Source organism: Microbulbifer sp. ABF4_148 (genome assembly GCF_056158985.1).
In genome coordinates this window covers 798,692-820,657 of sequence record NZ_JBSWUI010000001.1, presented here as the reverse complement: position 1 = coordinate 820,657, position 21,966 = coordinate 798,692, and the positions used below count along the sequence as shown (strand labels likewise).

The window sequence follows — 21,966 nt, the reverse complement described above, 5'->3', positions numbered from 1 at the left end:
CGAAAAACTGGAATTTTTGCGGCAGTTCAGATTTTCTTTAAAAATTCGAAAAAGCACTGATCTCAATGATTGGATTGCGCGTAGCCAGTGCTTTTTGAGACCTAAAAAACAGCGCAAAATTACGCGACGTATGCCGCCCTGACTGCCGATCACACTTCGTCTTCTTTCTATGCCTCTGTAAAAAATCCTGGGGTCAATTTTCGATAAGCATTCTGCGCACGGTTATTTCTGAACGGTTATTCATTCCATTTTTAGCGCATTGCCCGTCGTCAATTTGCGATGTACGGGGATAAAAAAAGCCCTGCCAATCGGCAGGGCTTTTTTGTGGTGGGTGGGCTGGGTCGCCGGCAAGTACGTTAGTCCTTGTGGTCGACTGGCTCCAGACGATAGAGACCACCATCCGTCGCGTCACTGAGCACGTAGATGTAGCCATCAGTTCCCTGACGCACATCGCGGATACGACCAAGTTCCCCATCCAGCAAAACTTCGGTTGCCTTTACCGAGGCATCATCCAGAGTGATTCGCAACAGCTGTTCACTCGCGAGGCCACCGGCCAGCAGATTACCCTGCCACGCGGGGAAACGATCACTGTCGACTTGATCGAGACCTGACGGCGCATAACGACCCTCGAAAATCAGTACTGCATCTCGCACACCCGCTTTCGAAGGCACGCCAATCGCGTCATCGCCACGGTATTCGAAACTCTTGGTGACAATCGGCCAACCATAGTTCACACCCGGCTCAATCAGGTTTAACTCATCGCCGGTACGCGCACCATGCTCAGTGGCCCAGATGCGGCCATCTTTGGCGACCGTCATCCCCTGGATATTGCGATTGCCGTAGCTGAACACTTCATCGTGCCCAGGTTGGTCACCGGCAAACGGATTATCCTTCAGTGGCGATCCCGTCTCGGTCATGCGTAAAACGCTGCCCGCATGGTCACTGGTGTCCTGTGCTCGCTCACGCTCGACGCCGCGATCACCAATACTCATGAGCAGCGAGCCATCCGGCAGCCATGCCAGGCGCGATCCATAGTGGCGCCCTGCGATGGAATAGCGGTCCTGTTCGAAGACTGGCTGTACCTGTTCCAGCCCCTTGTCACCAAGCCGCGCACGCACGACGGCACTGGCAGAATCCATGCCCGTCTCGGCAGGCTTGGAGTAGGTCAGGTAGATCCAGTCATTGGCGCCATCGCCAAACTTCGGATGCAATACAACATCCAGCAAACCGCCCTGACCCTGAGCCGAAACTTTAGGTACACCCTCGAGATAGGTGACCGACCCCTGGTCCACGAGCGCCAGCTTTCCGCGACGCTCGGTCACCAGGAAACGTCCATCAGGGAGCTGCGCGACCGCCCAGGGATGGTGTAAAGCTTCCGCCACCTGGACAATACGGAACGGCTGCGATTCGCTTTCTACCTTTTCTTCAACAACCTCCGCTGCCAGTACCGGCAGCGTCAGGCCAATGGCCATTACCGAGAGACTGCGCCGCAGCACAGTTGTTAGCAGGTTCATTAGGTTTCTCCATATACATATAAACAGGAAGTGGATGGCTATATTACGCCCAATCAATGGCGACAGATTCGCATGCCTGACCGCGATTGTCGATCTCGCTCCTATTCTGTTGCCCTCGGAGTGAGCACGGCAAATAAAAAGCCGGGACAAGCCCGGCTTCGCATCGATGGCTAAGTGATCAGTGAGCGATCACGAAGTTCTCTGTTGTTCAATCCAAAAATCTACACGCTTCTCTAACATGGGCAATGGCAAGCCACCGCCACCTAGAATGGCATCGTGGAAGCCGCGAATATCGAATTTCTCACCCAGGGTCTCCATCGCCCTGGTACGAAGTTCGAGTATTTTCAGCATACCTACTTTGTAAGCAGTGGCCTGGCCAGGCCAGGTCAGGTAGCGCTGGACCTCGAAACGCACGGCTTTTTCAGGCAGGGAAGAGTTGGCCAGGAAGTACTGGACGGCCTGCTCTTGACTCCAGCCTTTCGCATGCAATCCAGTGTCGACTACCAAGCGAACGGCACGCCACATTTCATTGTTGAGGCGGCCAAACTTCTTATATGGATCTTTAAAAGCCCCCATTTCTTCGGCCAGTTTCTCTGCGTAGAGACCCCAACCCTCACCGTACGCGATCACTCTTGCCTGCGTACGGAAGCGTGGTATGTCATTTAACTCCTGCGCAATTGAGATCTGCATATGGTGGCCTGGATTGCCTTCATGGTACGCCACCGTTTCCATATCCGACTTTGAATAGGCGCTCATATCAGAAAGATGGGCGTAATACACACCAGGTCTTTCACCATCAGGAGAGCCAGGAAAGTAATGCTGAACACCACCGTCTTGTTCGCGAAAGGCTTCTACCCGTTTTACCTGCAGCTCCGCTTTTGGCAACAAACCAAAATAGTCCGGTAACTTGGACTCGATGTCATTGAGGAATGCCCTTGAATCCGCCAGATACGCCTCACGCCCCTCATTGGTATTGGGATAGAGGAACTGGTCGTCTTCACGCAAAAATGTGAAAAATCCTTTGAGATCGCCATCAAATCCGACCTCGTCCATGATGGAATGCATTTCCGCACGGATACGCTCGACCTCGGCCAAGCCGGTTGCATGGATTTCTTCTGCACTCAGGTCGGTACTGGTCATCTCGGCCAGTGCGTAGTTGTAGAATGCCTTTCCGCCTGGTATCTCACTCATGCCACGCGGCTCTATATCGGCATTGCCAATATCATCCTGCAACCATCCGAGCAGGCCATCGAAGGCCGCCAGGAACTCACCGTGCAATGCGGTGTGAGCAGCCATGCGGAGTTCATCGGCTTTAGCCTGGTCGACAATACCTTGCTCTAGCAAGTCATCGAGCTTGGATTTAGTGAATTCCCACAGCGGAGCGTCAGCTTCCGATTCTACGAATGGGGCTCCAGTCACTTGTTGCTGAGCTTCCTTGATAGCCACTTCGTAGGCAAAACGGGGCGGCCGGATACCGTTGCTTGCAGCTTTCTGGGCGCGCTCCTGCAGCTGTCTGATGGCTCGACCAAGTTCATCAATCCGGCTGATAAGCGCCTGCATATCTTCTGCGGACTCCACCTTATGGAAGTTCAACAGTACGCTTGGCAAATAAGACTGCGCTCCGAACATTTGCTCGAAAAAGAAAGCGCCAGATTCGTTATAACCCTGGCGCCAGAATGGCTCCGCAGCGACGGCACGCTCATATTGATAGACCCACAGATCATAGGAGGTCTTCCCCTCCAGCGTCAGGTTGGCGTAGTCAAATTCACTCTTTAGCTGTTCGACTGTAGCGCGCTTCCAGGCGAGCTTTTTCTCAAGCCCCTTTTCCGAGAGATCATCCAGCTGGTCGTTGAGGTCCTTGCGCCCGAGAAACATCATCCAAATAGGACTGAATTGCAGCTCTTCCTCAAAGCGTGCGTCCAGCCACTCATTGAGTCTTTGGGTCTCAACTTCAGGATTAACTGTTTTGACGATTTCTAGTTCGGCCGCCTCTTCTTTTGACTGGCAACCCGCCAGTAACAAGAGCGCAAAGATACTCCCCATTACTAATCGCATACCATTTCCTCATTATATTTATTCGTAGGGAATGACCGATTACAGGCTGGTCTTTCGGGGAATAAGCCTCCCACAGGCGAAGGATTTTGTCGAATGCCCACGACTTTCGTCTTGTCCCACGCACAAAAAAGCCGGGCGATGCCCGGCTTTTTATATTGAGCGGAACGCTCAGGTATTTACTCAGGACTGCTTGTTATCGGCAATCCAGCGCTCAACCCGCTTTTCCAACATCGGCAACGGTAGTGCGCCGCCGCCGAGAACGGTATCGTGGAATCCACGGATATCGAACTTGTCACCGAGCTCGGCCTTGGCCTTTTCACGCAGCTCGTGAATCTTCAGCATACCAATCTTGTAAGAGGTCGCCTGGCCAGGGTAGGTCAGGTAGCGACGTACTTCAGAGCGCACGGCACTTTCCGGTACGGCGGCATTCTCCAAGAAGTAGTCTACAGCCTGCTCCTGAGTCCAGCCCTTGGAGTGCAGGCCGGTATCGACCACGAGACGCACGGCACGCCAGATCTCGGCGGTCAGGCGACCGAAGTCCTTGTAGGGATCCTGGAACTGGCCCATCTCTTTGGCCAGCATCTCGGAGTACAGCGCCCAGCCTTCAATGTAAGCCGTAAAGTGGGCCTGGGTGCGGAACTCGGGAATACCGGTCAGCTCCTGGGCAATGGAGATCTGCATATGGTGACCGGGGCTGCCCTCGTGATACGCGGTGGTCTCCATGTCGTTCTTGGAGTACGCACTCATGTCAGACATGTGCACGTAGTAAACACCGGGGCGGGAACCATCGGGCGTACCGGACTGATAGTGCTGTGCACCACCATCCACTTCGCGGAAGGCCTCTACCCGCTTCACCTCAAGCTTGGCCTTCGGCAGGATACCGAAGTACTCGGGCAGCTTGGTTTCGATGTCGGCCAGGAAAGCACGGGTATCTGACAGGTAGCCTTCACGGCCTTCGTCGGTATTGGGGTAGTAGAACTGGTCGTCGTCGCGTACGAAAACGAAGAAGTCCTGCAGGCTGCCGTCAAAGCCCACCTGATCCTTGATCTTTTCCATCTCTGCCTGAATACGGGCAACTTCCTTAAGACCAATCTCGTGGACTTCGTCAGCGCTCAGGCCGGTAGTGGTGTAGTTGGCCAGACGGTTGTTGTAGAACGCTTCACCGTTGGGGAGCGCCGAGACACCCTGCGGCTTTTCATCGGCATTTTCACGATCGCTTTCCAGCCAGGCGATATAGCTTTCGTAGGCCGGCTTGAACTCTTCCAGCAGCGCTTTGCTGACCTGTGCCTCGAGATCGGCGGCGGTTTGCTCGTCAATCTTATCGGCGTCCTGCAGGGCTTTGATTTTGCCTTTGGCGTCCTTGAACAGCGGCGCTTCACCTTCACCGTCAAACGGCGCACCACTGCTCACCTTGCCAGCACGCTGAACGGCCAGGTCGTAAATGAACTGGGGCGGACGGATACCCTCTGCGGCGGAGAGCTTGGCGCGCTCATGGATCTGTTCCAACGCACGGCTGATGCCGCCGATACGCGCGATATAGGCATCCATATCTTCCTTGGAATCCACCTTGTGGATACTGATCAGGAAAGATGGCAGGGAAGCTTCTGGACCACCCAGCTCGCTGGCGAAGTAGCCGTGGCGACGGAAGGCATGGTTGGCCTTCTCTTCCTCATACTGGTAGATCCACAGATCGTAGGATTCCTGCGCCGCGGGGGTCAGCTTGTCGTAGTCGAACTTGGACTTCAGCTCCTCGACGGTTGCACCCAGCCAGGCAAGCTGGCGATCATCGGCAGCTTCGCTGAGATCGTCGATCTGGTCGTAGAGCTCTTTACGGCCCAGGTAGCTGAGACCAATCGGGCTGAACTGCAGGCTCTCTTCATAGCGCTCGTTGAACCAGTCGGACAGGCGCTGGGACTCGTCGGCGGGATCGACTGCCGGTTTCGCATCGGCCTGTACCGCGCTCTGCGCCTCAGACGCATCGGCGCCAACCTTGGTTTTTTCGTCACTCTGGCAGCCTGCCAGCACGGCCAGCGCCAGTAGGCTGGGAATCAGGGGGTTATGCAGCTTGGTTCGCATGTGTCTACCTCGATTGAGTACTGCCCAAATTTAACGGCCGTTACTCTGACACGATTTGACAGGCAAGTCGACGTAGCGCTCCGCAGCGGCGCGTCAGTTGCGCCGACTTGAGTCAAAAAGGGGATCAATCTGCTGGACGGCCCCGGGGTCAGGAGGGCAGCCGTGGCTCGGCGGCGTTCACAATGTGCAGCTCGCGCTGCGGGAATGGAATCGATAGCCCCCGTGCCTCCAGGGCGGGCTTGAGCTTCCGCATCAGGTCCCAGTGGACATCCCAGTAATCCTCCCGCTTGGCCCAGGCACGCAGGTGCAGCTCCACCGCGTTCTCGGCGAGGGCGCGCACGGCATAGGCCGGCTCGGGCTCCGCCAGCAGGCGAGGCTCTTCGGCTACCAGACGGCGCAGGACGGTCATCCCGGCCTCGATATCATCGCCATAGGCGATGGCCGCGACGATTTCCATCCGGCGGGTTGCGTTACGGCTGAAATTGATCAGGTTCTGTCCCCACACATTGCTGTTGGGTGCCGAGATCCGCAGGCCATCGATTGTATCCAGCTGGGTCGTGAACAACCCCACTTCCCTGACGGTACCCGTGGTATCGCCAAACTGGATGACTTCCCCCACCCGGAACGGCCGCAAGCCAAGCAAAATAAATCCGGCCGCAATATTCCGCAGGGTGTCCTTCAGCGCGAGGCCAACTGCGATGCCAGCGGCACCCAGCAGAGCCACCAGGCTGGTGGTATTAACCCCAAAGCGATCGAGGATCACCAGAAGCCCGACAATATAGACGCCCCACACCGCGATGTTACTCAACACCGGTATCAGTGTGGCGTCGAGCCTGTTTGAGAGTCGCCGCACACCGCGGCGTACGACGCGCGCTGCAATCCAGGTCAGGATCAGAATCAGCACCGCACTGGCAAGTTTCAATGCGAGCGCGATGAGCATCGGGGTGTATTCGGCCATTAGCTGCTGGACATCCATATCGAACGTTCCTCAATCGGGCATTGCCATCCGGCGTTTATCTTGAGGGAAGCGGGCGCCTCAGAGCAATCCTTTTTCGCTGGCTTCGCGCTCGCAACGACCATGTGCCGGGCAGCTGCGCAGATGGTCATTGACCATACCGGTTGCCTGCATATGGGCATACATAATGGTCGAGCCAACAAAGTTGAAACCCGCCTTTTTGAGTGCCTTGCTCATCGCATCAGAGATTGGTGTGGCAGCGGGCAAATCACGCATGCTGCGAAAGCGATTGACGATGACCCGGCCATCGGTGAACTGCCAGAGAAAGTCCGACAGAGTGGTACCCCTTTCGCGCAACGCCAGAAAAGCCCGGGCATTTTTCACCGCCGACTGGACCTTGAGCCGATTGCGAATAATGCCGGGATCCTGCAATAGCGCTTCGACTTTCTTGTCAGAATACCGCGCTATTTTTTCCGGGTCGAAGCCATCATAGGCCGCGCGATAATTTTCACGCTTGTTCAGCACCGTGATCCAAGACAGTCCGGCCTGCGCGCCCTCGAGCAACAGGAATTCGAACAGGGTCGCATCGTCTGTGACGGGGCGGCCCCATTCGTTGTCATGGTATTGCTGATAGAGGGGGGTGGACAGACACCAGTCACATCGCTGTTCCTTCATATCAGCTCCCCTTCAGCAGATGTGCACAGGGCTTCACTGGGCACCGGAGAAAAAATAGTGCTGTACCAGCTGCAAAACCAGTATCAGCATCACCAGTATGAAAATAATATTTTGTCGATTCATAAGCTTTTGGACTTCAATAGACCCTGTTCCAGTAACCAGTCGCGACTTTCCGTCAGCATCTGCTCCAGATTAACATCAGTGGTGTAATCCAGTTCTCGCTTGGCTTTGTCACTGAGAGCAATGACACGGCGGGTAATCATCGTTGCCTTTTCCGGAGTCACTGACGGTTCCCGGCCCGTCAGCAACCCACCCAGTTCATAGAACTGTGCCAACGCACGGATCGCCAGGGCAGGCGTGGTGCGCCTGGGCTCGGGTTTGTCTAACAGGCGGGCAATCAGCGCGAAAAATTCGAGAAAACTGGCATCGCTACCAGCGAGAATATAGTTCTCCCCGCTACGCCCACGATGAAAAGCATTGATGTGCGCGCGCGCGACCTCGCCCACATAACAGAATGAACCGGCTCCCGGCGGGACGCCCGGCAGCCGATCTTCATTGATCATGAAGAAGGTCTGCGCCCAGCTGGTGGTATCGTATTTGCCAACGATGCCACAGGGATTGAGAAAGACAGCGTCCAGCCCCTGCTGCATCTCTGCACGCACCGCCTCTTCGGCGCGCTTCTTGGTATACAGGTAGTGATGCCGAGGATCATCGGCGAGCTTGGGGCTCTCTTCCGTAATTGGGGTATCGTGATAACCGTATGCCGAAATCGAGCTGGTCACGATCAGGCGGCCTGCCTGCTTCTCCCGTGCGACCTGAGCGATATGCGCGCTACCCTCGACATTGTCGCGCCACTGCTGCGCATTGCCGCCGCGCCACATATTGGTGTTGGCAGCAACATGAAACACCGCGTCGACGTTTTCGGGCATTGCCGCGCGCAGTGAATCCACATCACCCAGCGTGGCCTCGACCAGTGACACCCCGGGTCGCTCAATCAGGTGGGTATCAGAACTCGAGCGACGCATGGCAGTGACCTGCCAGCCATCGCCCAGTAACTGCTCAATCAGGTTGGCACCCAGAAAACCGGTGCCACCAGAGACAAATGCGTGCATAGCTCACTTATTGTTTTCAATTTTTTACAGCTTGCCAGAAAAACCCGGGCGCAATCCAGCATTTAATGCATTGCGAATTTTGCCAAATCGCCCCGGGAGAATGTCCGCTAGGAGTTATGGCTTCTCACAACATGACAAGCCAATCACTCCACTGGCATACCGAGAATATCGGCGAGGAATGCATATTGGTTGGTAAAGTCCTCCACCTGCATCCACACGGGCTTGCCCGCACCATGCCCAGCGCGTGTTTCGACGGCGAGGTAAATGGGTTTGTCGCAGTCCTGCGCTTCCTGCATGGCAGCCGCAAACTTGTAGCTGTGCCAGGGCACCACCCGGTCGTCGCGGTCAGCCGTCGTGATGAGTGTGGCAGGGTAGCAAGTGCCTTTCTTGGTATTGTGCACTGGCGAGTAGGCATACAGTGCCCTGAACTCATCGGCATTTTCGCTGAGGCCATAGTCGCTCGACCACTGTCGCGCATTGGCTGAGGCGGTGTGGTAGCGCAGCATATCCATCACCCCCACGATGGGCAGGGCCGCAGCAAACAGATCGGGACGCTGCAACTCCACCGCACCCACCAGCAGGCCGCCATTCGAACGGCCCATGATGGCGAGTTTTTGTGGCGACGTGATTTTCTGGTCGATGAGCCACTCAGCAGCACCGATAAAATCATCGAATACGTTTTGCTTCTGGGTCTTGGTGCCCGCCTTATGCCAGGCTGCACCATACTCGCTGCCCCCACGCAGGTTGACCATCGCGAGGGTGCCGCCCATGTCCAGCCAGCCGGCAAAGCGGGTGTAGAACTGCGGTAACTGTGCGCCGTTAAAGCCGCCATAGCCATAGAGCAGCGTCGGGTTACTGCCGTCGCGTTTGATGCCTTTTTTGCTGACCAGGAATAGCGGCACACGGGTGCCATCTTTACTCTTGAAGAAATGTTGGCTGATGGCAAAGCCAGAGAAATCCGCCGGATAATCTGGCGCCTTCACCTTTTCACTATTGCCGGTATGCACGTTCAGGCGATAGATCGCCGGAGGGGTGAGAAAATTGCTGAACGAGTAGTAGGTCACCGGGTCATCGATGGCGCCCTCAAATCCGTCGACAGTCCCGATACCCGGCAGCTTGAGTGCATAGTGCTGCTTGCCATCCAAGTCTGTGACAATCACACGGGACTTCACATCCTGCAGGTAATGCAGGACCAGCCTGTCACCGATGAGTGAGGCATCGACCAGCGCATCGCGTTTCTCGGGTACGACTTCGATCCAGTCCTGCTTGCCGGGCTTGTCGAGATCAATAGCGATAATGCGGGCATTGGGCACGCCGGCATTGGTACGGAAATAGAAGCGCTTGCCCACATTGCCGAGATAGCGATAGATGCCATCCCAGTCATTCAACAGTTTGACCACCTTGCCACTGTCGTCGCGCAGATCGCGATAGTAGATTCCATTCTTGTCATAACCATCGAAGATATCGAAGATCAGGTAGTTACCATCTTCGCTGACAAGGGCACTGGGGTTGCGGGTGTCGTGGTCGGTAATTTCGTAGACCAGGGTATCTTTTTTCTGGGGGTCGCCGAGCTTGTGGAAATACACCGCTGTCTGCTTGCTGTCATCGGCAAAGCCATCGGCGTTGAATGGGTAGCGTGAGTAATAGAATCCCGTTTCATCCTTCGCCCAGGCGGCCTCACTGAATTTGATGCCTGTGAGAATGTCCTCGAGATCCTTGCCGGTCTTCAGGTCACGAACGTGGTAGTCGGTCCAGTCTGTTCCGCCATCGGAGGTGCCATAGGCCAGGTAACGCCCACTGGGGCTGACTGCGTAGCGTCTGGCAGCAATCGTACCGTCATCACTCAACTTGCGCGGATCCAGGGCCACGGTACCTGCGTCTTCGGCGATATCGCCGGTGCGGTAGAGGACTTTTTGGTCCCAATCTCCGGCATTGTATTCATAAAAAACCTGCCCCGCCTTGTTATAGGGCACGCCGAACTGTTCGTATTGCCAGAGATCGGTCAGACGCTTGTTGATCTTGTCCCAACCCGGCAGCGCCTTGAGTCGCGGCAGGGCATAGTCATTCTGTGACGCCACCCATTGCGCCACCTCTTTGGACTCCAGGTTCTCCAGCCAGCGATACGGATCTTCGACCTGCACGCCAAAATAGGTATCGACCTGTTCGACGGTCTTGGTCTGTGGCGGTTCCGCCAGCGCGGCGGCCGACAAGGCCAGGGACAAGGGGAAGCCCAACGTTGAGAGGATTTTTTTCATGTTTCTGTTTCCGCGAAGTGGGAGTCTGGCGGTAGCATAGCCATCCAGAGTCACAGTGTCGAAGGAGTTGCTGGTGAAAGGCCTGATACAGCGAGTCAGTCATGCAAAAGTGGAAGTGGGCGGCGAACCGGTCGGATCCATCGATCAGGGTCTGCTGCTGTTGTTGGGTGTGGAAGGATCCGATGATGAGACCAGCGCCGACAAACTCCTGCATAAAGTCTTGCATTACCGCGTTTTCGCTGACGAGCAGGGCAAGATGAATCGGAATGTACAGCAGGCCGGTGGTGGACTGCTGGTGGTCAGTCAGTTCACCCTGGTGGCAGATACCGCGCGTGGACTGCGCCCCAGCTTTAGCCGCGGGGCCACACCGCAACAGGCGGAGGCGCTGTATGACTATTTCCTCGCCCAGGCTCGGCGTCAGTTCTCACCAGTGGCCAGTGGTATATTTGCCGCGGACATGCAGGTGTCGCTGCTAAACGACGGCCCCGTCACTTTCTTGCTGGAATCCTGAGCGCGGGCGGACAAGGCCTTCAGCTGACGGGTTCGCTCCGCCTTACTCTGCCCACCGAGCGCCTCCACCCGGACATAGAAGTCTTCCCAGCCGCGGGATTCCCGGAAGAGCTGCTCGAAGGCGGGCACCAATGACTCGTATTCCGCCGCCAGCGCCAGGGTCGCATTGTTGGTTTTCTCGATATAGGCGCGATAGAGATTGGGATTGGGCCAATCGGCGGAAAGTGCGCGGTAACACTGGCGCAACTGGCGCAGCACCCGCTGCTTCTGCCCTCGCTTCACGTCGGTATCTACATCCGACGCGTAGACTTTTTCCAGGGACTTGCGCGCACTCACCATCAATCCGCGCACGGCGACGGCTTGCGCGTTCAGATCGACAGGCACGCCGGTCATACCCCGGCGTCGACGCCAGTCTGGCAACGCGATACGCGCAACCGCAGTGGCAAAGCTCTCGTTAAAGCGTGTATCCCCGGAAATGTAGACTTTGCGGTGGGCAAGCTCGTGAAACAGCAGGCCCGCGAGACGATCCGGTGTCCAGTTCACAAAGCTCGACAGGACCGGGTCATTGAACCACCCGAGGGTGCTGTAGGCCGGTACCGGCCCCAAATAAGTGTCGTAACCCTCTCGATCCAGCTCGAGTGCCTTGGCACGCGCGGCATCCTTGTTGAAATACCCGCGGTAACTGGCGCAACCGGCAATGGGGTAACACCAGCGCTTGGGTTTGAGGGAAAACTCGGGCGCGGCCATCACATTCCAGATCGGGTATTTGTCCTTCAGCTGCACATAGGAGCTGTAGGCATCGCCAACCGGCAGGTAAAGCTCGCCGGCAGCGTAGGCGCGCACCTCCTGCACCAGCCGCAACTGCTGCGCCAGCCTGGCATCGATATCCGGTTGCGCCAACACCCGGTCAATGGGCTCCCTGGCCGCCAGGATACGCAGTTGACCCGTTGCCGCCTGGGAGTAGAAGCCCACCGTCTCGCAACCGCACAGAGTGAACGTGACCACCAGCGCAGCCATGCACCGCAAAAGCCGCCTTTGGCTCAGGTTGAGATACACTCTAGGGAATCGCTGTGTGGACATACTGTTTCCTGCCAGAGAGCCGTGCATGTCACCGGTCGCTGCTATCACAACTGTTTTCGCGCTGGTGCTTTCTGTGATCGCCTGGGTCCGGCTGATCGCCATTTGTACCCATCGCGGGCCGGTCATGTCGTTTTTTGCTTTATTGCTTCCACCTGTCGCGCTCATTGCCCTCTTGCCGGAGTGGCGCACTCAACGGGATCTTTTTCATGTCGTCGGTGCGGCGCTGGTGTTCTCCAGCATAGCTGCCCTCTACTGACCCGGCCCTGCAATCCCGCGCGCGCCTTCTGCCGCTGTGGCCAACTCAGCTACCCTCGGCATACGCCCGACGCACCTCGTCGGCAATAATGCGGACGCCGGCCTGTACCCGTTCGGGATCCTGTGCATAGGACACACGAATACACTCGCGCTGATGCTGCCAGTCGGAATCAACACCAATAAAGAAGTTCTCTCCCGGCACCACAAGTACTTCTCGTGCCTTCAGCCGCTGGTAAAGAGTCTGGCTATCGATCGGCAGCCCCTCAAACCACAACCACAGGAAAATGGCCCCCTCTGGTGCATGGATACGCAAAGGGATGTCCGGCATTGCCTGCTGTAACCAGGCGACGGTCTGCAGCGCCCGCTGCTGGTAAAAAGGCGTGATGTGCTGTGCCGTGATCGCACGCATCCCGCCGTCACGGAACAGGGGCCGCACCAGTGCCGGCCCAAGATTGCCACTGGCAAGGCTGATGATGGTGCTGGCATGAGTATACGCCTGAATAACCGGCTCGCTGGCAACGACAATGCCGGTACGCACACCCGGGAGACCAAGTTTGGACAGGCTCAGCACCAGAATGACATTGTCGTTCCAGTGGGGTGTCGCTTCCGCGAACAGGATTGACGGGAACGGCAGGCCGTAAGCGCCGTCGATCATCAATGGAATATCGTACGCCCTGGCCAGCGCATCGAGCTGCTGTACTTCGTCGTCGGTCAGGACATTACCGGTGGGATTGGTGGGCCGGGACACACTGATTGCCCCCACATGCTCACCGAGAGCCTGCTGCGAGAAATCCACTCGATACTTGAACTGCTGATCATCGAGCAGCTGAATATCCGGACGCGTCGCGGTAAAAAAGGTTTCACTCAGGCCGGCATCGGCATAGCCAATATATTCCGGCGACAGGGGCAGATGGATGGTCTGATGCGTGCCGTCCTGTACAGGCCCGGCAAACAGGTTGTACAGCACGAAGTAGGCAGACTGGCTACCATTGGCGACGGCGATATTATTTTCACCCAGATTCCAGCCGAATTCGCGGCGCAGATAGGCGGCGATTTCCTGGCGAAACCCCTTGTCGCCCTGGGGAGACTGGTAAATACCCAGTAACGCGCGGCGTTCATGCTCGCTTGCCAGAATCTCCCGCAGGCGCGCCTCGAAGATCTGTTCCACGGCCGGAATATGCGCGGGGTTGCCCCCGCCCATAAAAATCATCTGTGGATTTTCACTGAGTGCCTGCCCCAGGTCATCCATCAACTCGACAATACCGGAGGGGCGGGCAACGCCGGAAAACTTTTCACCAAACGCGGATAACTTCACTGATCTACCTGTTGCTGATCCAGAATTTTTCTATCCCGGAAAAATGAACAGGCGGACTATAGCGCTTTGGTGACTATGCCGAAAAGCCCTCACTTAGCTTAAAAGGCCAGTTCTCATATTAGCCATCACTCAGCGCAGCACGAATGGCGATCGCGAGGCGCACGCCGGCCTGGCGCAATCGGAGCTCGACCAAAGGTGCATTGACGGCATAGTAGTCCTCACCAAGATGAACCGCATCGGTATAGGCGTTACTGTGGGCAAACCGCTGGGACTCTTTTAGCCAGTCTTCCACGCCACTATTCGACCATTCGACAAAATCCTGCTCAGAGGTTTTTGCCACAGCGATAAGGCTGTAGCGTAACCAGTCACCCCGGATGACACCTGCTGGCAAGTGTGTATCCCAAACCGCATGGAGATTACTGGGAAAGCCAAAGAAATAGACTTCGCGATCATTACCACCGCGATCCTCTCGCAGCCCAGTATGCAGTGGCTGATGGAGGTCACCGATAAAATGACTGAGGAACAGCAAAGCTTCAGCGCGTTCTCGATCGGCGAGTGCACGATTGGCCAGTTGACGCTGAAAATGTTGAATCGCCTGCATGACACAACCTTCTTCAGGGCAATCAACTGTCGCCCGATAGGTATTCCAGTCCGCAGGCAAATTGATGTAATGCAAGGGCGCTGCCCAATCGTACTGATCCAAAGAGCGAATTCGGTCCGCCCAAGTTGCCCCGTCTGCCAGCGACGTCTCGTCGATCGTCACCAGCAACCGCTCAACCTGGCGCCTTTCTCCTTCCTCTAGGTAATTCCATGCCACCTGCCCAATCGTGCGATGGCCATCAAAGCCCCACGCCATCGCCTGAACCTGAAAAAATAGACCTGCCAACAGTAAAAGCGTGCGCATCTGCAATTCCTTTTATTCCTACCGGCTGGCGCCAGTCAGTTCCCTTTTCGAGGGAGAACTTTGCCGGCGGCGTATGACAACACCGCAACAAACGGATGACGTTGTTAAGTCACAACATGACTGCCATCACTCGGACTTTTTTTCTACTTAATGCTGCCATACCCCACTGTTAAAAATCGCGCTGGCTGGCCGGAACAATCCTGCTGCCGGTAATTTGGGGCCGATACCCGCGGAGCGGGCATCTCATAAAATATGGAGAGCATAATGAGCAACAGTTATTTTCCGCGAGCGCTACTGGCGACCGCGATACTTTCCGCGGCAATGCCGCAGGCATTTGCACAGCAAACGACCGCAGCGATTCGCGGCGTGGTCACCGATGCGGAAGGCAATCCTGTCAACACCGCCACCGTTACCGCCATTCACACTCCATCCAACAGCCGCAGCACCATCGCCACTGGAGTAGATGGTCGCTTTGCAATGAACGGCTTGCGCGTAGGCGGCCCTTATTCCATTCGAGTGTCCGCAGAGACCGGCGAGCGCGTGCTGGACGACGTTTATTTGCAATTAGGCAATACCTTGTCGCTGCCTCTGTCGCTGTCCCCAGTCGCAATGGAAGAAGTGAGTGTTACGGGCGAAGCACCCAGTGATATTCTGGCACCGGGGCCGTCCTCCCAGTTCAGCCTCGATGACCTCGACAATGTGGCTTTTACCTCACGCGATATTAAGTCCGTTCTCGAAACCGACCCCCGCATTGCCATCGATCTGGCCGATGGACGCGATCGCATTCTATGTGCTGGCGCTAACCCTCGCTTCAACAGTCTGACCGTCGACGGCGTGCGCATGAATGATAATTTCGGCCTGAATGGAAACGGTTATCCCACTGAGCGTATGCCCTTCTCCTATGACGCCATCTCTCAGGTTTCCGTCGAACTTGCGCCATTTGACGTTGAATATGGCGGTTTTACAGCATGTAACATTAATGCGGTGACCAAGTCCGGTACCAACGAGTGGCATGGCTCCGTCTTCTATGACTATCGCGATGACGGCTTTCAGGGGGATTCTCTCGAGGGGAATACCTTCGACACTGCACGCTTCGATGAAAGTCGCTATGCCGTCACCCTGGGCGGGCCGATTATTCAGGACAAGCTGTTTTTCTTTCTCGCCAGTGAACAGTACGAAGGCGTAGAAACATTTACTCAGGGTCCGTCCGGTAGCAATGTGGCCAATCCGGTGAATGGGGTATCACAGGCCCAGTATGACGAAATTTTACGTATTGCCCGCGAGATTTATCAGTATGACCCGGGCACATTGCCCAGCAGCCTGCCAGAGGAAGATGAAAAGCTGCTGGTAAAGCTTGACTTGAATATCTCAGAGAGCCAGCGCGCGGCATTTACCTATAACTACAATGATGGTTTCAATATCAGTCGTGCCGATGGCGATCCTGACGAACTGGAGTTATCCAATCACTTTTATGAACGCGGTGCCGAGCTGAACGCCTATGCACTGAGCTTGTTCTCCGACTGGAGCGATAGATTCTCTACAGAAGTGAAGGTCGGCTACTCGGAGCTGGATAACCGCCAGCTTTCTCTGGGCGGCACCGACTTCGGCGAAGTACAGATTGCCACGCGCAATGACCACGACAACGACGGCTCAGAATCGCGTGCGACGGTTTACCTTGGCGCGGATGATTCCCGCCATGCCAACAAGCTGCGTTACGAAACCTACAACTTTAAATTCGCCGGAAACCTGCTACTCGGCCAGCATCGCCTAACCGCAGGTTATGAACTTGAAACCTATGATGTCTTTAATCTGTTCATTCAGGAGGCAGCGGGAGAATATCGCTTCGGTAGCGTCGAGGAATTTGCGGCGGGCACACCCTTCCGTATTACTTATGAAAACGCTGCCGGTAGCAATAATCCGGATGACGCCGCAGCAGAGTTTGGCTACGACATCCACACCATCTATTTTCAGGACGAAATCGCACTCAACCGCATCGATATGACGGTAGTCGCCGGCCTGCGCTACGATCGATACGCCAGTGGCGACGAGCCCGTTTTCAACGCTGACATCCTGTCGGCCTATGGTTTTTCCAATCAGCAGAATCTGGACGGCATTGACCTGATGCAGCCACGTCTCGGTTTTAACTGGAATGTCGACGGTAACCTCGAGCTGCACGGGGGCATCGGCCTGTACTCTGGGGGCAACCCCAACGTGTGGGTCTCCAATAACTACTCCAACGATGGCGTCACCCAGATCGAAGTACAGGACCGTTCCGGTACCTCGCTGTTTGACATGGACTGGACTGGTAGTGGCCAGCCCATCTATGAGGTTCCACAGGCCCTGTTCAACGCCGTTGCCGCTGGTGAGGGGTCCAATGGTGGCGTCAATCTGCTGGATCCGGACTTCGAAATGCCATCCGTGTGGAAATACTCTGTTGGCGGTAGCTTTGAATTTGCCGATGGTTACCTGGCCAGCGCCGACCTGCTTTACAGCGACCTGCGCGATGCGGCGATCATTCGTGATATCACCCGTACCCAGCTGGGTACTGCGGTCGATGGTCGCCCCATCTACGGCAGTGTCAACGGCCGCTCACAGGACTTTCTGCTGACGAACGTGGATGGCAATTCAGGATCTTCAACCACCCTGTCACTGAGCCTGCACAAAGATTTCGATTTCGGTCTGAGTGCTTCTGTGGGCTACGCCTACACCGACTCCGAGGACATCAATCCGATGACCAGTTCGGTGGCCTTCTCTAACTATATCGGTGTGGCGACGACAGATCCTGAGAATCCCGGCCAGGCCACCTCGAACTATGCGATTCCGCATCGCTTTACCTTGCAACTTGACTATCGCAATGAATTCTTCGCGGGATATGAGACACGTATTGGCCTCTTCGGCCAGGCCAGTGAAGGTCTACCGTACACCTATACCTTCGATGAGGGATGGATGTTCGGTGATTCCACCGGCTTTATCTCACGCCATCTGCTCTACGTGCCCAGTGGTGTCAACGATGCCAAGGTCGTCTTTGGCGATGACTTCGATGCCGACGCCTTTTTTGCTTTTGTGGACGCCGAAGATCTGGATCGCGGCGCAATTGCCGAGCGCAATGGGCTGAACAGTGACTGGTGGACGCGCATGGACCTGCGCATCACCCAGGAGCTCCCTGGTTTCCGCAGCGAAGACCGCGCTGAAGCGTTCTTGTCCATCTACAACTTCGGCAATCTCCTGAACGACGAGTGGGGCATTCGCGAAGAGGCGGGCTTCCCTCGCTCGCAGGCGGCCGTAGCAGCCAGCATGGACGAACAGGGGCGCTACGTGTTTGAAGAGTTCCTCGACCCGGCAGGGCAGACGCTGGTCACCGACACCTCGTTGTGGCAGGCACGGCTGGGTATTCGCTACCAGTTCTGATGAAGTTCCTCTCGTGATTTGGCGGACCCTCGGGTCCGCTTTTTTGTGTCACTCACACAACTCCGGTGAATGTGTCTCGCTTGATCCAGGTCAAGGGCGCTGTACCCGGTCGCCCTACACTGCGTCCATTGCCTCATTGTGTAATCAGACCACGATAGTTCGGGAGCCTAAAATGGATGCTTTGATCGACCTGTTCACCAGTTTCTCCGGCCTGCTGAGCCTGGGCATTATCGGCTTTATTCTGCTGATGGCCGCGTTCTTTGTCCGCCTGGCGAAGCGCAATATCGATCGGGAAGTGACCCAGCGGGCATAACACCCGCGAGAGAGTCGCAACGTCTCAGGACTCCGGGGATGGTGTCGGCGGCGTGGGCAAGTCACTCGCGGCGCAGGGAAAACGCTGTGCGTCTCCGGTGAACTCGCCATGGTTGAGGTAATGGATGACTTCCTTGATCGCCCGTGGACTTTTGTAAATCGTGCCGTGGGATTCCGGCAGGGGCAGCAGGCTGCACATGCCTTTGACGTACACGCTCTCAAACGGTACACGGCCATCATCCGGCCCCTCCAGGATCCAGGCCGAGAGCGGGTTGCTGGAGCAGTATCCCGCAATGATTCCCAGGTCCATATTCACCGGACCCATCGCCAGTGGCAGGCTGCTGTCACCAGTACCCATCTGACGACCCGCAGGGCCATTCACGTCGGCCAGAATCGGGATTCGCTCAAAAATGTCACCGATACGACTGCCCTGGTTCGGCGGGGCCAGCATCACCACGCGCGGGGGCTCCTTCGCCGGATGCTGTTCGAAGTAATAACGCACCAACAAGCCGCCCATGGAATGGGACACAAAGTACACCGGCCAGGCGTGCGCGGCGGTGCACTCGGCAAAGCCCTGGGGGATCGCCTCTTCCGCCAGTTGCTGGATAGGACCCTTGCGGGATGGATAGTCGATATTCGCCACGTAAAAGCCGGCTTGCTCCAGCGCCTCCTCGAGCTTATTCAGCCCTTTGGCACGCTGGGTAATACCATGCAGCAAAATGACACAGGGACGGCCGGATGTGGGGGTTTCGGGCGCTTGGGAGGAAGCCGCGGCGGACAGGGAAAGGAAAGGGACGACAACAGAGAGCAAGATAAACGGGAGGGCCCGGAAGCAGCGGGCCCGCAGAGGCAATAAACGGCTTTTACCCATCCTCAACCTTTTTACTGGATTTCACCCAGCGTCCTAAAAATACCCCCAACTCAAACAATAGCCACATCGGGATGGCCAGTAGTGATTGGGAGATCACATCTGGCGGGGTAAGCAACATACCCACCAGGAAGCAGCCAACAATGACATAGGCCCGCTTGCTCGCCAGAGTTTTCGCATCCACCGCGCCGCTCCAGATCAACAACAAGGTGGCAATGGGAATTTCAAAAGCAAAACCAAAGGCGAAAAACAGTTTCAGTACGAGATCGAGGTAACTGCGCATGTCCGGCATCACCTTGATGTCGGCATGGGCAGAGCTGATAAAGAAATCGAACAGAATCGGGAAGACGACATAGTAGGCAAACGCCATTCCCGCGTAATACAAAATCACGCTACTCACCAGCACCGGGGCCAGCAGGCGTTTTTCGTTACGGTAGAGCCCTGGGGCAATAAAAGCCCATAACTGATACAGCACGATCGGGATCGCGATAAAAAACGACAGTACGAAGGTCGTCTTGAACGGGGTCAGGAAAGTAGAAGTCACCTCGGTGGCGATCATGCCCGCCCCCTCGGTGAGCCGCGACTGCAGCGGCTCTGCGACAAAGTCGTAGATTTCCGTCGCGAACGGTATCAGGCACACGAATACAATCAGCACCGAAACGAACACCTTGAGCAGGCGATCGCGCATTTCGATCAGGTGATCCAGGAAAGGCTGATGGCTTTCGCCAGTCTGATGGCTGTTATCCGTCACTGGGGTTTTTCTCCACCGGATGCTGACTCGTCACCAGCGGGTTGCGCGGTGGTATCCGCGGGGGCATCAGCACCAGCGGCATCATGATGCGGCTCGTCTTCCGGCCAGTGATGATGCGGGTGGAACTCGTTGAGCGCCGGGTCACCATGCTCGTGAAAATGCTCTGGATATTCCGGATCCTGCAGGTCCTCGGCATTTTCATCCTGCTCCGGCAGGTAGTCCTCCGCCTCGACGCTGTGCTTATGCGCGGCGTGATGCTCTGCTTCCGGGCTGGGCGTGGGAGTAGCCGCAGGCTCGGCCGGGCTGGACTGTCGCGCCGCTGCCACCGGAGATCCGGCATCTTCGCCGAGTGCCTGCTCAACCTCGCGACGGCTTTCTTCCAGCTCGCGCAGGATGCGCTCGTTGTGGAGCTCACGACGTATATCATCGGCCCCCACTTCGCGCTCAATTTCCATACGCGCATTGGTCAGGCTGCGTTTGAGCCCTGACCACCAGCGCGCAGTGGTGCGCACTGCGTCAGGCAAACGCTCCGGGCCGACGACAACCAGTGCCACAAGCGCCAGCAGCAGCAATTCAAAGAAGCCGATATCAAACACGGCGCTGCGCTCCGCTTACTTGTCGTGGGACTGCTTGTCTTTGGACTCGACAGAGTCGCTCTCAGCCGAGGTTTTTTCCTCGTGACTGAGGCGCTCCGGATCTTTGTTCTCATCCTTGTCATCGGACTTGTCTTCGTCCTTGACGGCCTTCTTGAAGCCCTTGATTGCGCCGCCCAGGTCACCGCCCAGATTTTTCAGACGCTTGGTGCCGAACAGCAACAGAACGATCACCAGGATGATCAGCAACTGCCAAATACTAATACCGCCAAAACCCATAACCTTCTCCTGATAGTCAATGTGGTCGGGGCGCTCGCAGGCGACCCGTACCGGCTATTAATATGGCAATAGACCGCGTCTTCCCGACCCGGTTATTGTCTTCCATGAAACCCTCAAGTGAGCGACTTTGCTCACCGTTTCACGCACGTGTACTGGTATGACCAGCGACGGCACCCCTTGTGCCGAAATTCTTTCGAGCCCGCCCGCGCAGGCTAGCCTTTGCGGGCAGCTTTCTCTTCGATACCCGACAGCCCGAAGCGGCGCGCCAGTTCGGCAACGACGTCTTCCGAGCCCGCATCCAGGTGCGACAGCATCACCAGTGAATGAAACCACAGGTCGGCGGTTTCCGCGATCATCGCCTGACGTGCTTCGTCGCCACCGCGCTCCGCATCTTTGGCGGCCAAGATTACCTCCGTCGCCTCTTCACCGACCTTTTCGAGGATCTTGTTCAGTCCTTTACGGTGCAAGCTGGCAACATACGAATGCTCTGCATCTCCGGCCGCCTTTCGCTCTGCCAGTACCGCGTCCAGTTCCTGTAGCAGGTCCGCGCCCGCGCGCTCACTCATAGATCGACTCCGGATCTTTAATCACCGGCTCACTGGCCTGCCACTGACCGTCCCGGTACAGATTGTAGAAACAGCTGGTGCGTCCGGTGTGGCAGGCTATGCCACCCTTTTGCTCGACCAACAGCAGCACTGTGTCGCCGTCGCAATCGAGACGCATTTCACGCACCTGCTGCACATGTCCTGACGACTCTCCCTTGCGCCACAGCTTGCCGCGCGAGCGCGACCAGTACACGGCACGGCCCTCGGCAGCCGTTAGCTGCAGGGACTCGGCATTCATCCATGCCATCATCAGCACGCGACCGGTGCGGAAGTCCTGCGCAATTGCGGGCAACAGGCCATCGCTGTTCCACTTCACCTGAGTCAGCAGGTCGTTTTCGCACGGCCCTGCTGCCTGGCTCTCTGTCTGACCGTCTTTCAAGATCCGTTCCTGTTCTTCTGCTCTATTGTAGGGCCGGCCGCGCGCCGCCACCTCCGGCGGCCTGC

20 protein-coding genes are annotated in these 21,966 nt (G+C 56.6%); 4 read left to right on the top strand and 16 right to left on the bottom strand.

All coding sequences use genetic code 11. The features are described 5' to 3' along the window. Positions 1-356: 356 nt before the first annotated feature. From ACXAD0_RS03570 to ACXAD0_RS03540, 7 genes are all read right to left on the bottom strand, one after another. The gene (locus ACXAD0_RS03570; RefSeq protein ID WP_475086974.1) at positions 357-1,514 is read right to left on the bottom strand and encodes a PQQ-dependent sugar dehydrogenase; all 1,158 of its coding nucleotides are present in this window, start codon (positions 1,512-1,514) and stop codon (positions 357-359) included. 189 nt (positions 1,515-1,703) lie between these two features. Then, positions 1,704-3,569, bottom strand: a complete 1,866-nt coding sequence (locus ACXAD0_RS03565; protein WP_475086973.1) for a DUF885 domain-containing protein — start codon at positions 3,567-3,569, stop codon at positions 1,704-1,706. A 180-nt stretch (positions 3,570-3,749) separates the two neighbouring features. Further along, positions 3,750-5,645, bottom strand: a complete 1,896-nt coding sequence (locus ACXAD0_RS03560) for a DUF885 domain-containing protein (protein ID WP_475086972.1) — start codon at positions 5,643-5,645, stop codon at positions 3,750-3,752. A gap of 148 nt (positions 5,646-5,793) precedes the next feature. After that, positions 5,794-6,621, bottom strand: a complete 828-nt coding sequence (locus ACXAD0_RS03555) for a mechanosensitive ion channel family protein (protein WP_475086971.1) — start codon at positions 6,619-6,621, stop codon at positions 5,794-5,796. A gap of 60 nt (positions 6,622-6,681) precedes the next feature. Continuing rightward, positions 6,682-7,275, bottom strand: coding sequence for a DNA-3-methyladenine glycosylase I (locus ACXAD0_RS03550; protein WP_475086970.1), 594 nt, complete (start codon positions 7,273-7,275; stop codon positions 6,682-6,684). A gap of 119 nt (positions 7,276-7,394) precedes the next feature. Then, on the bottom strand, positions 7,395-8,387 hold the full coding sequence (locus ACXAD0_RS03545; protein WP_475086969.1) for an NAD-dependent epimerase/dehydratase family protein: 993 nt from the start codon (positions 8,385-8,387) through the stop codon (positions 7,395-7,397). 143 nt (positions 8,388-8,530) lie between these two features. Then, a complete protein-coding gene (locus ACXAD0_RS03540) occupies positions 8,531-10,642 on the bottom strand; it encodes a prolyl oligopeptidase family serine peptidase (RefSeq protein ID WP_475086968.1) in 2,112 nt (703 codons plus the stop codon). 73 nt (positions 10,643-10,715) lie between these two features. Here ACXAD0_RS03540 and dtd point away from each other — a divergent pair, with 73 nt between their 5' ends. Then, positions 10,716-11,153 carry a D-aminoacyl-tRNA deacylase gene (gene dtd, locus ACXAD0_RS03535; RefSeq protein ID WP_475090299.1) on the top strand — a complete coding sequence of 146 codons (438 nt, stop codon included), beginning with the start codon at positions 10,716-10,718 and terminating at the stop codon, positions 11,151-11,153. Here dtd and ACXAD0_RS03530 read toward each other — a convergent pair. Further along, complete coding sequence (locus ACXAD0_RS03530) at positions 11,060-12,232, bottom strand: aminopeptidase (RefSeq protein ID WP_475086967.1); 1,173 nt, start codon at positions 12,230-12,232, stop codon at positions 11,060-11,062. The two genes, dtd and ACXAD0_RS03530, sit on opposite strands and share 94 nt — an antisense overlap. On the opposite strand from ACXAD0_RS03530, the gene ACXAD0_RS03525 reads away from it, so the two are divergent. Continuing rightward, the gene (locus ACXAD0_RS03525) at positions 12,225-12,488 is read left to right on the top strand and encodes a hypothetical protein (protein ID WP_475086966.1); all 264 of its coding nucleotides are present in this window, start codon (positions 12,225-12,227) and stop codon (positions 12,486-12,488) included. The two genes, ACXAD0_RS03530 and ACXAD0_RS03525, sit on opposite strands and share 8 nt — an antisense overlap. 45 nt (positions 12,489-12,533) lie before the next feature. On the opposite strand, the gene ACXAD0_RS03520 is transcribed toward ACXAD0_RS03525, so the two are convergent. Continuing rightward, positions 12,534-13,802, bottom strand: coding sequence for a valine--pyruvate transaminase (locus tag ACXAD0_RS03520; RefSeq protein ID WP_475086965.1), 1,269 nt, complete (start codon positions 13,800-13,802; stop codon positions 12,534-12,536). 118 nt (positions 13,803-13,920) lie between these two features. Beyond that, positions 13,921-14,706 (bottom strand): S1/P1 nuclease, encoded by a 786-nt coding sequence (locus ACXAD0_RS03515; RefSeq protein ID WP_475086964.1) that lies wholly within the window; start codon positions 14,704-14,706, stop codon positions 13,921-13,923. A 264-nt stretch (positions 14,707-14,970) separates the two neighbouring features. Here ACXAD0_RS03515 and ACXAD0_RS03510 point away from each other — a divergent pair, with 264 nt between their 5' ends. Both ACXAD0_RS03510 and ACXAD0_RS03505 read left to right on the top strand, forming a co-directional pair. Continuing rightward, the gene (locus tag ACXAD0_RS03510) at positions 14,971-18,114 is read left to right on the top strand and encodes a TonB-dependent receptor (protein WP_475086963.1); all 3,144 of its coding nucleotides are present in this window, start codon (positions 14,971-14,973) and stop codon (positions 18,112-18,114) included. Between the two features lie 172 nt (positions 18,115-18,286). Continuing rightward, positions 18,287-18,427 carry a DUF3149 domain-containing protein gene (locus ACXAD0_RS03505; RefSeq protein ID WP_475086962.1) on the top strand — a complete coding sequence of 47 codons (141 nt, stop codon included), beginning with the start codon at positions 18,287-18,289 and terminating at the stop codon, positions 18,425-18,427. Between the two features lie 24 nt (positions 18,428-18,451). Here ACXAD0_RS03505 and ACXAD0_RS03500 read toward each other — a convergent pair whose 3' ends face one another. The 6 genes from ACXAD0_RS03500 to hisI all read right to left on the bottom strand — a co-directional run bounded on the left by ACXAD0_RS03500 (position 18,452) and on the right by hisI (position 21,838). Beyond that, positions 18,452-19,297 (bottom strand): esterase/lipase family protein, encoded by an 846-nt coding sequence (locus ACXAD0_RS03500; protein WP_475086961.1) that lies wholly within the window; start codon positions 19,295-19,297, stop codon positions 18,452-18,454. Next, positions 19,290-20,045, bottom strand: coding sequence for a twin-arginine translocase subunit TatC (tatC, locus tag ACXAD0_RS03495; RefSeq protein WP_475086960.1), 756 nt, complete (start codon positions 20,043-20,045; stop codon positions 19,290-19,292). The genes ACXAD0_RS03500 and tatC overlap by 8 nt, the downstream gene beginning before the upstream one ends. Next, complete coding sequence (tatB, locus tag ACXAD0_RS03490) at positions 20,042-20,641, bottom strand: Sec-independent protein translocase protein TatB (RefSeq protein WP_475086959.1); 600 nt, start codon at positions 20,639-20,641, stop codon at positions 20,042-20,044. Before tatB ends, tatC begins: the two co-directional genes overlap by 4 nt. A gap of 15 nt (positions 20,642-20,656) precedes the next feature. After that, positions 20,657-20,917 carry a Sec-independent protein translocase subunit TatA gene (tatA, locus tag ACXAD0_RS03485; protein WP_475086958.1) on the bottom strand — a complete coding sequence of 87 codons (261 nt, stop codon included), beginning with the start codon at positions 20,915-20,917 and terminating at the stop codon, positions 20,657-20,659. A gap of 212 nt (positions 20,918-21,129) precedes the next feature. Next, positions 21,130-21,483 (bottom strand): phosphoribosyl-ATP diphosphatase, encoded by a 354-nt coding sequence (locus ACXAD0_RS03480; RefSeq protein WP_475086957.1) that lies wholly within the window; start codon positions 21,481-21,483, stop codon positions 21,130-21,132. After that, positions 21,476-21,838: a phosphoribosyl-AMP cyclohydrolase gene (gene hisI, locus ACXAD0_RS03475; protein WP_475090298.1), complete on the bottom strand. Its 363-nt coding sequence runs from the start codon at positions 21,836-21,838 to the stop codon at positions 21,476-21,478. Before hisI ends, ACXAD0_RS03480 begins: the two co-directional genes overlap by 8 nt. Positions 21,839-21,966: the final 128 nt, after the last annotated feature.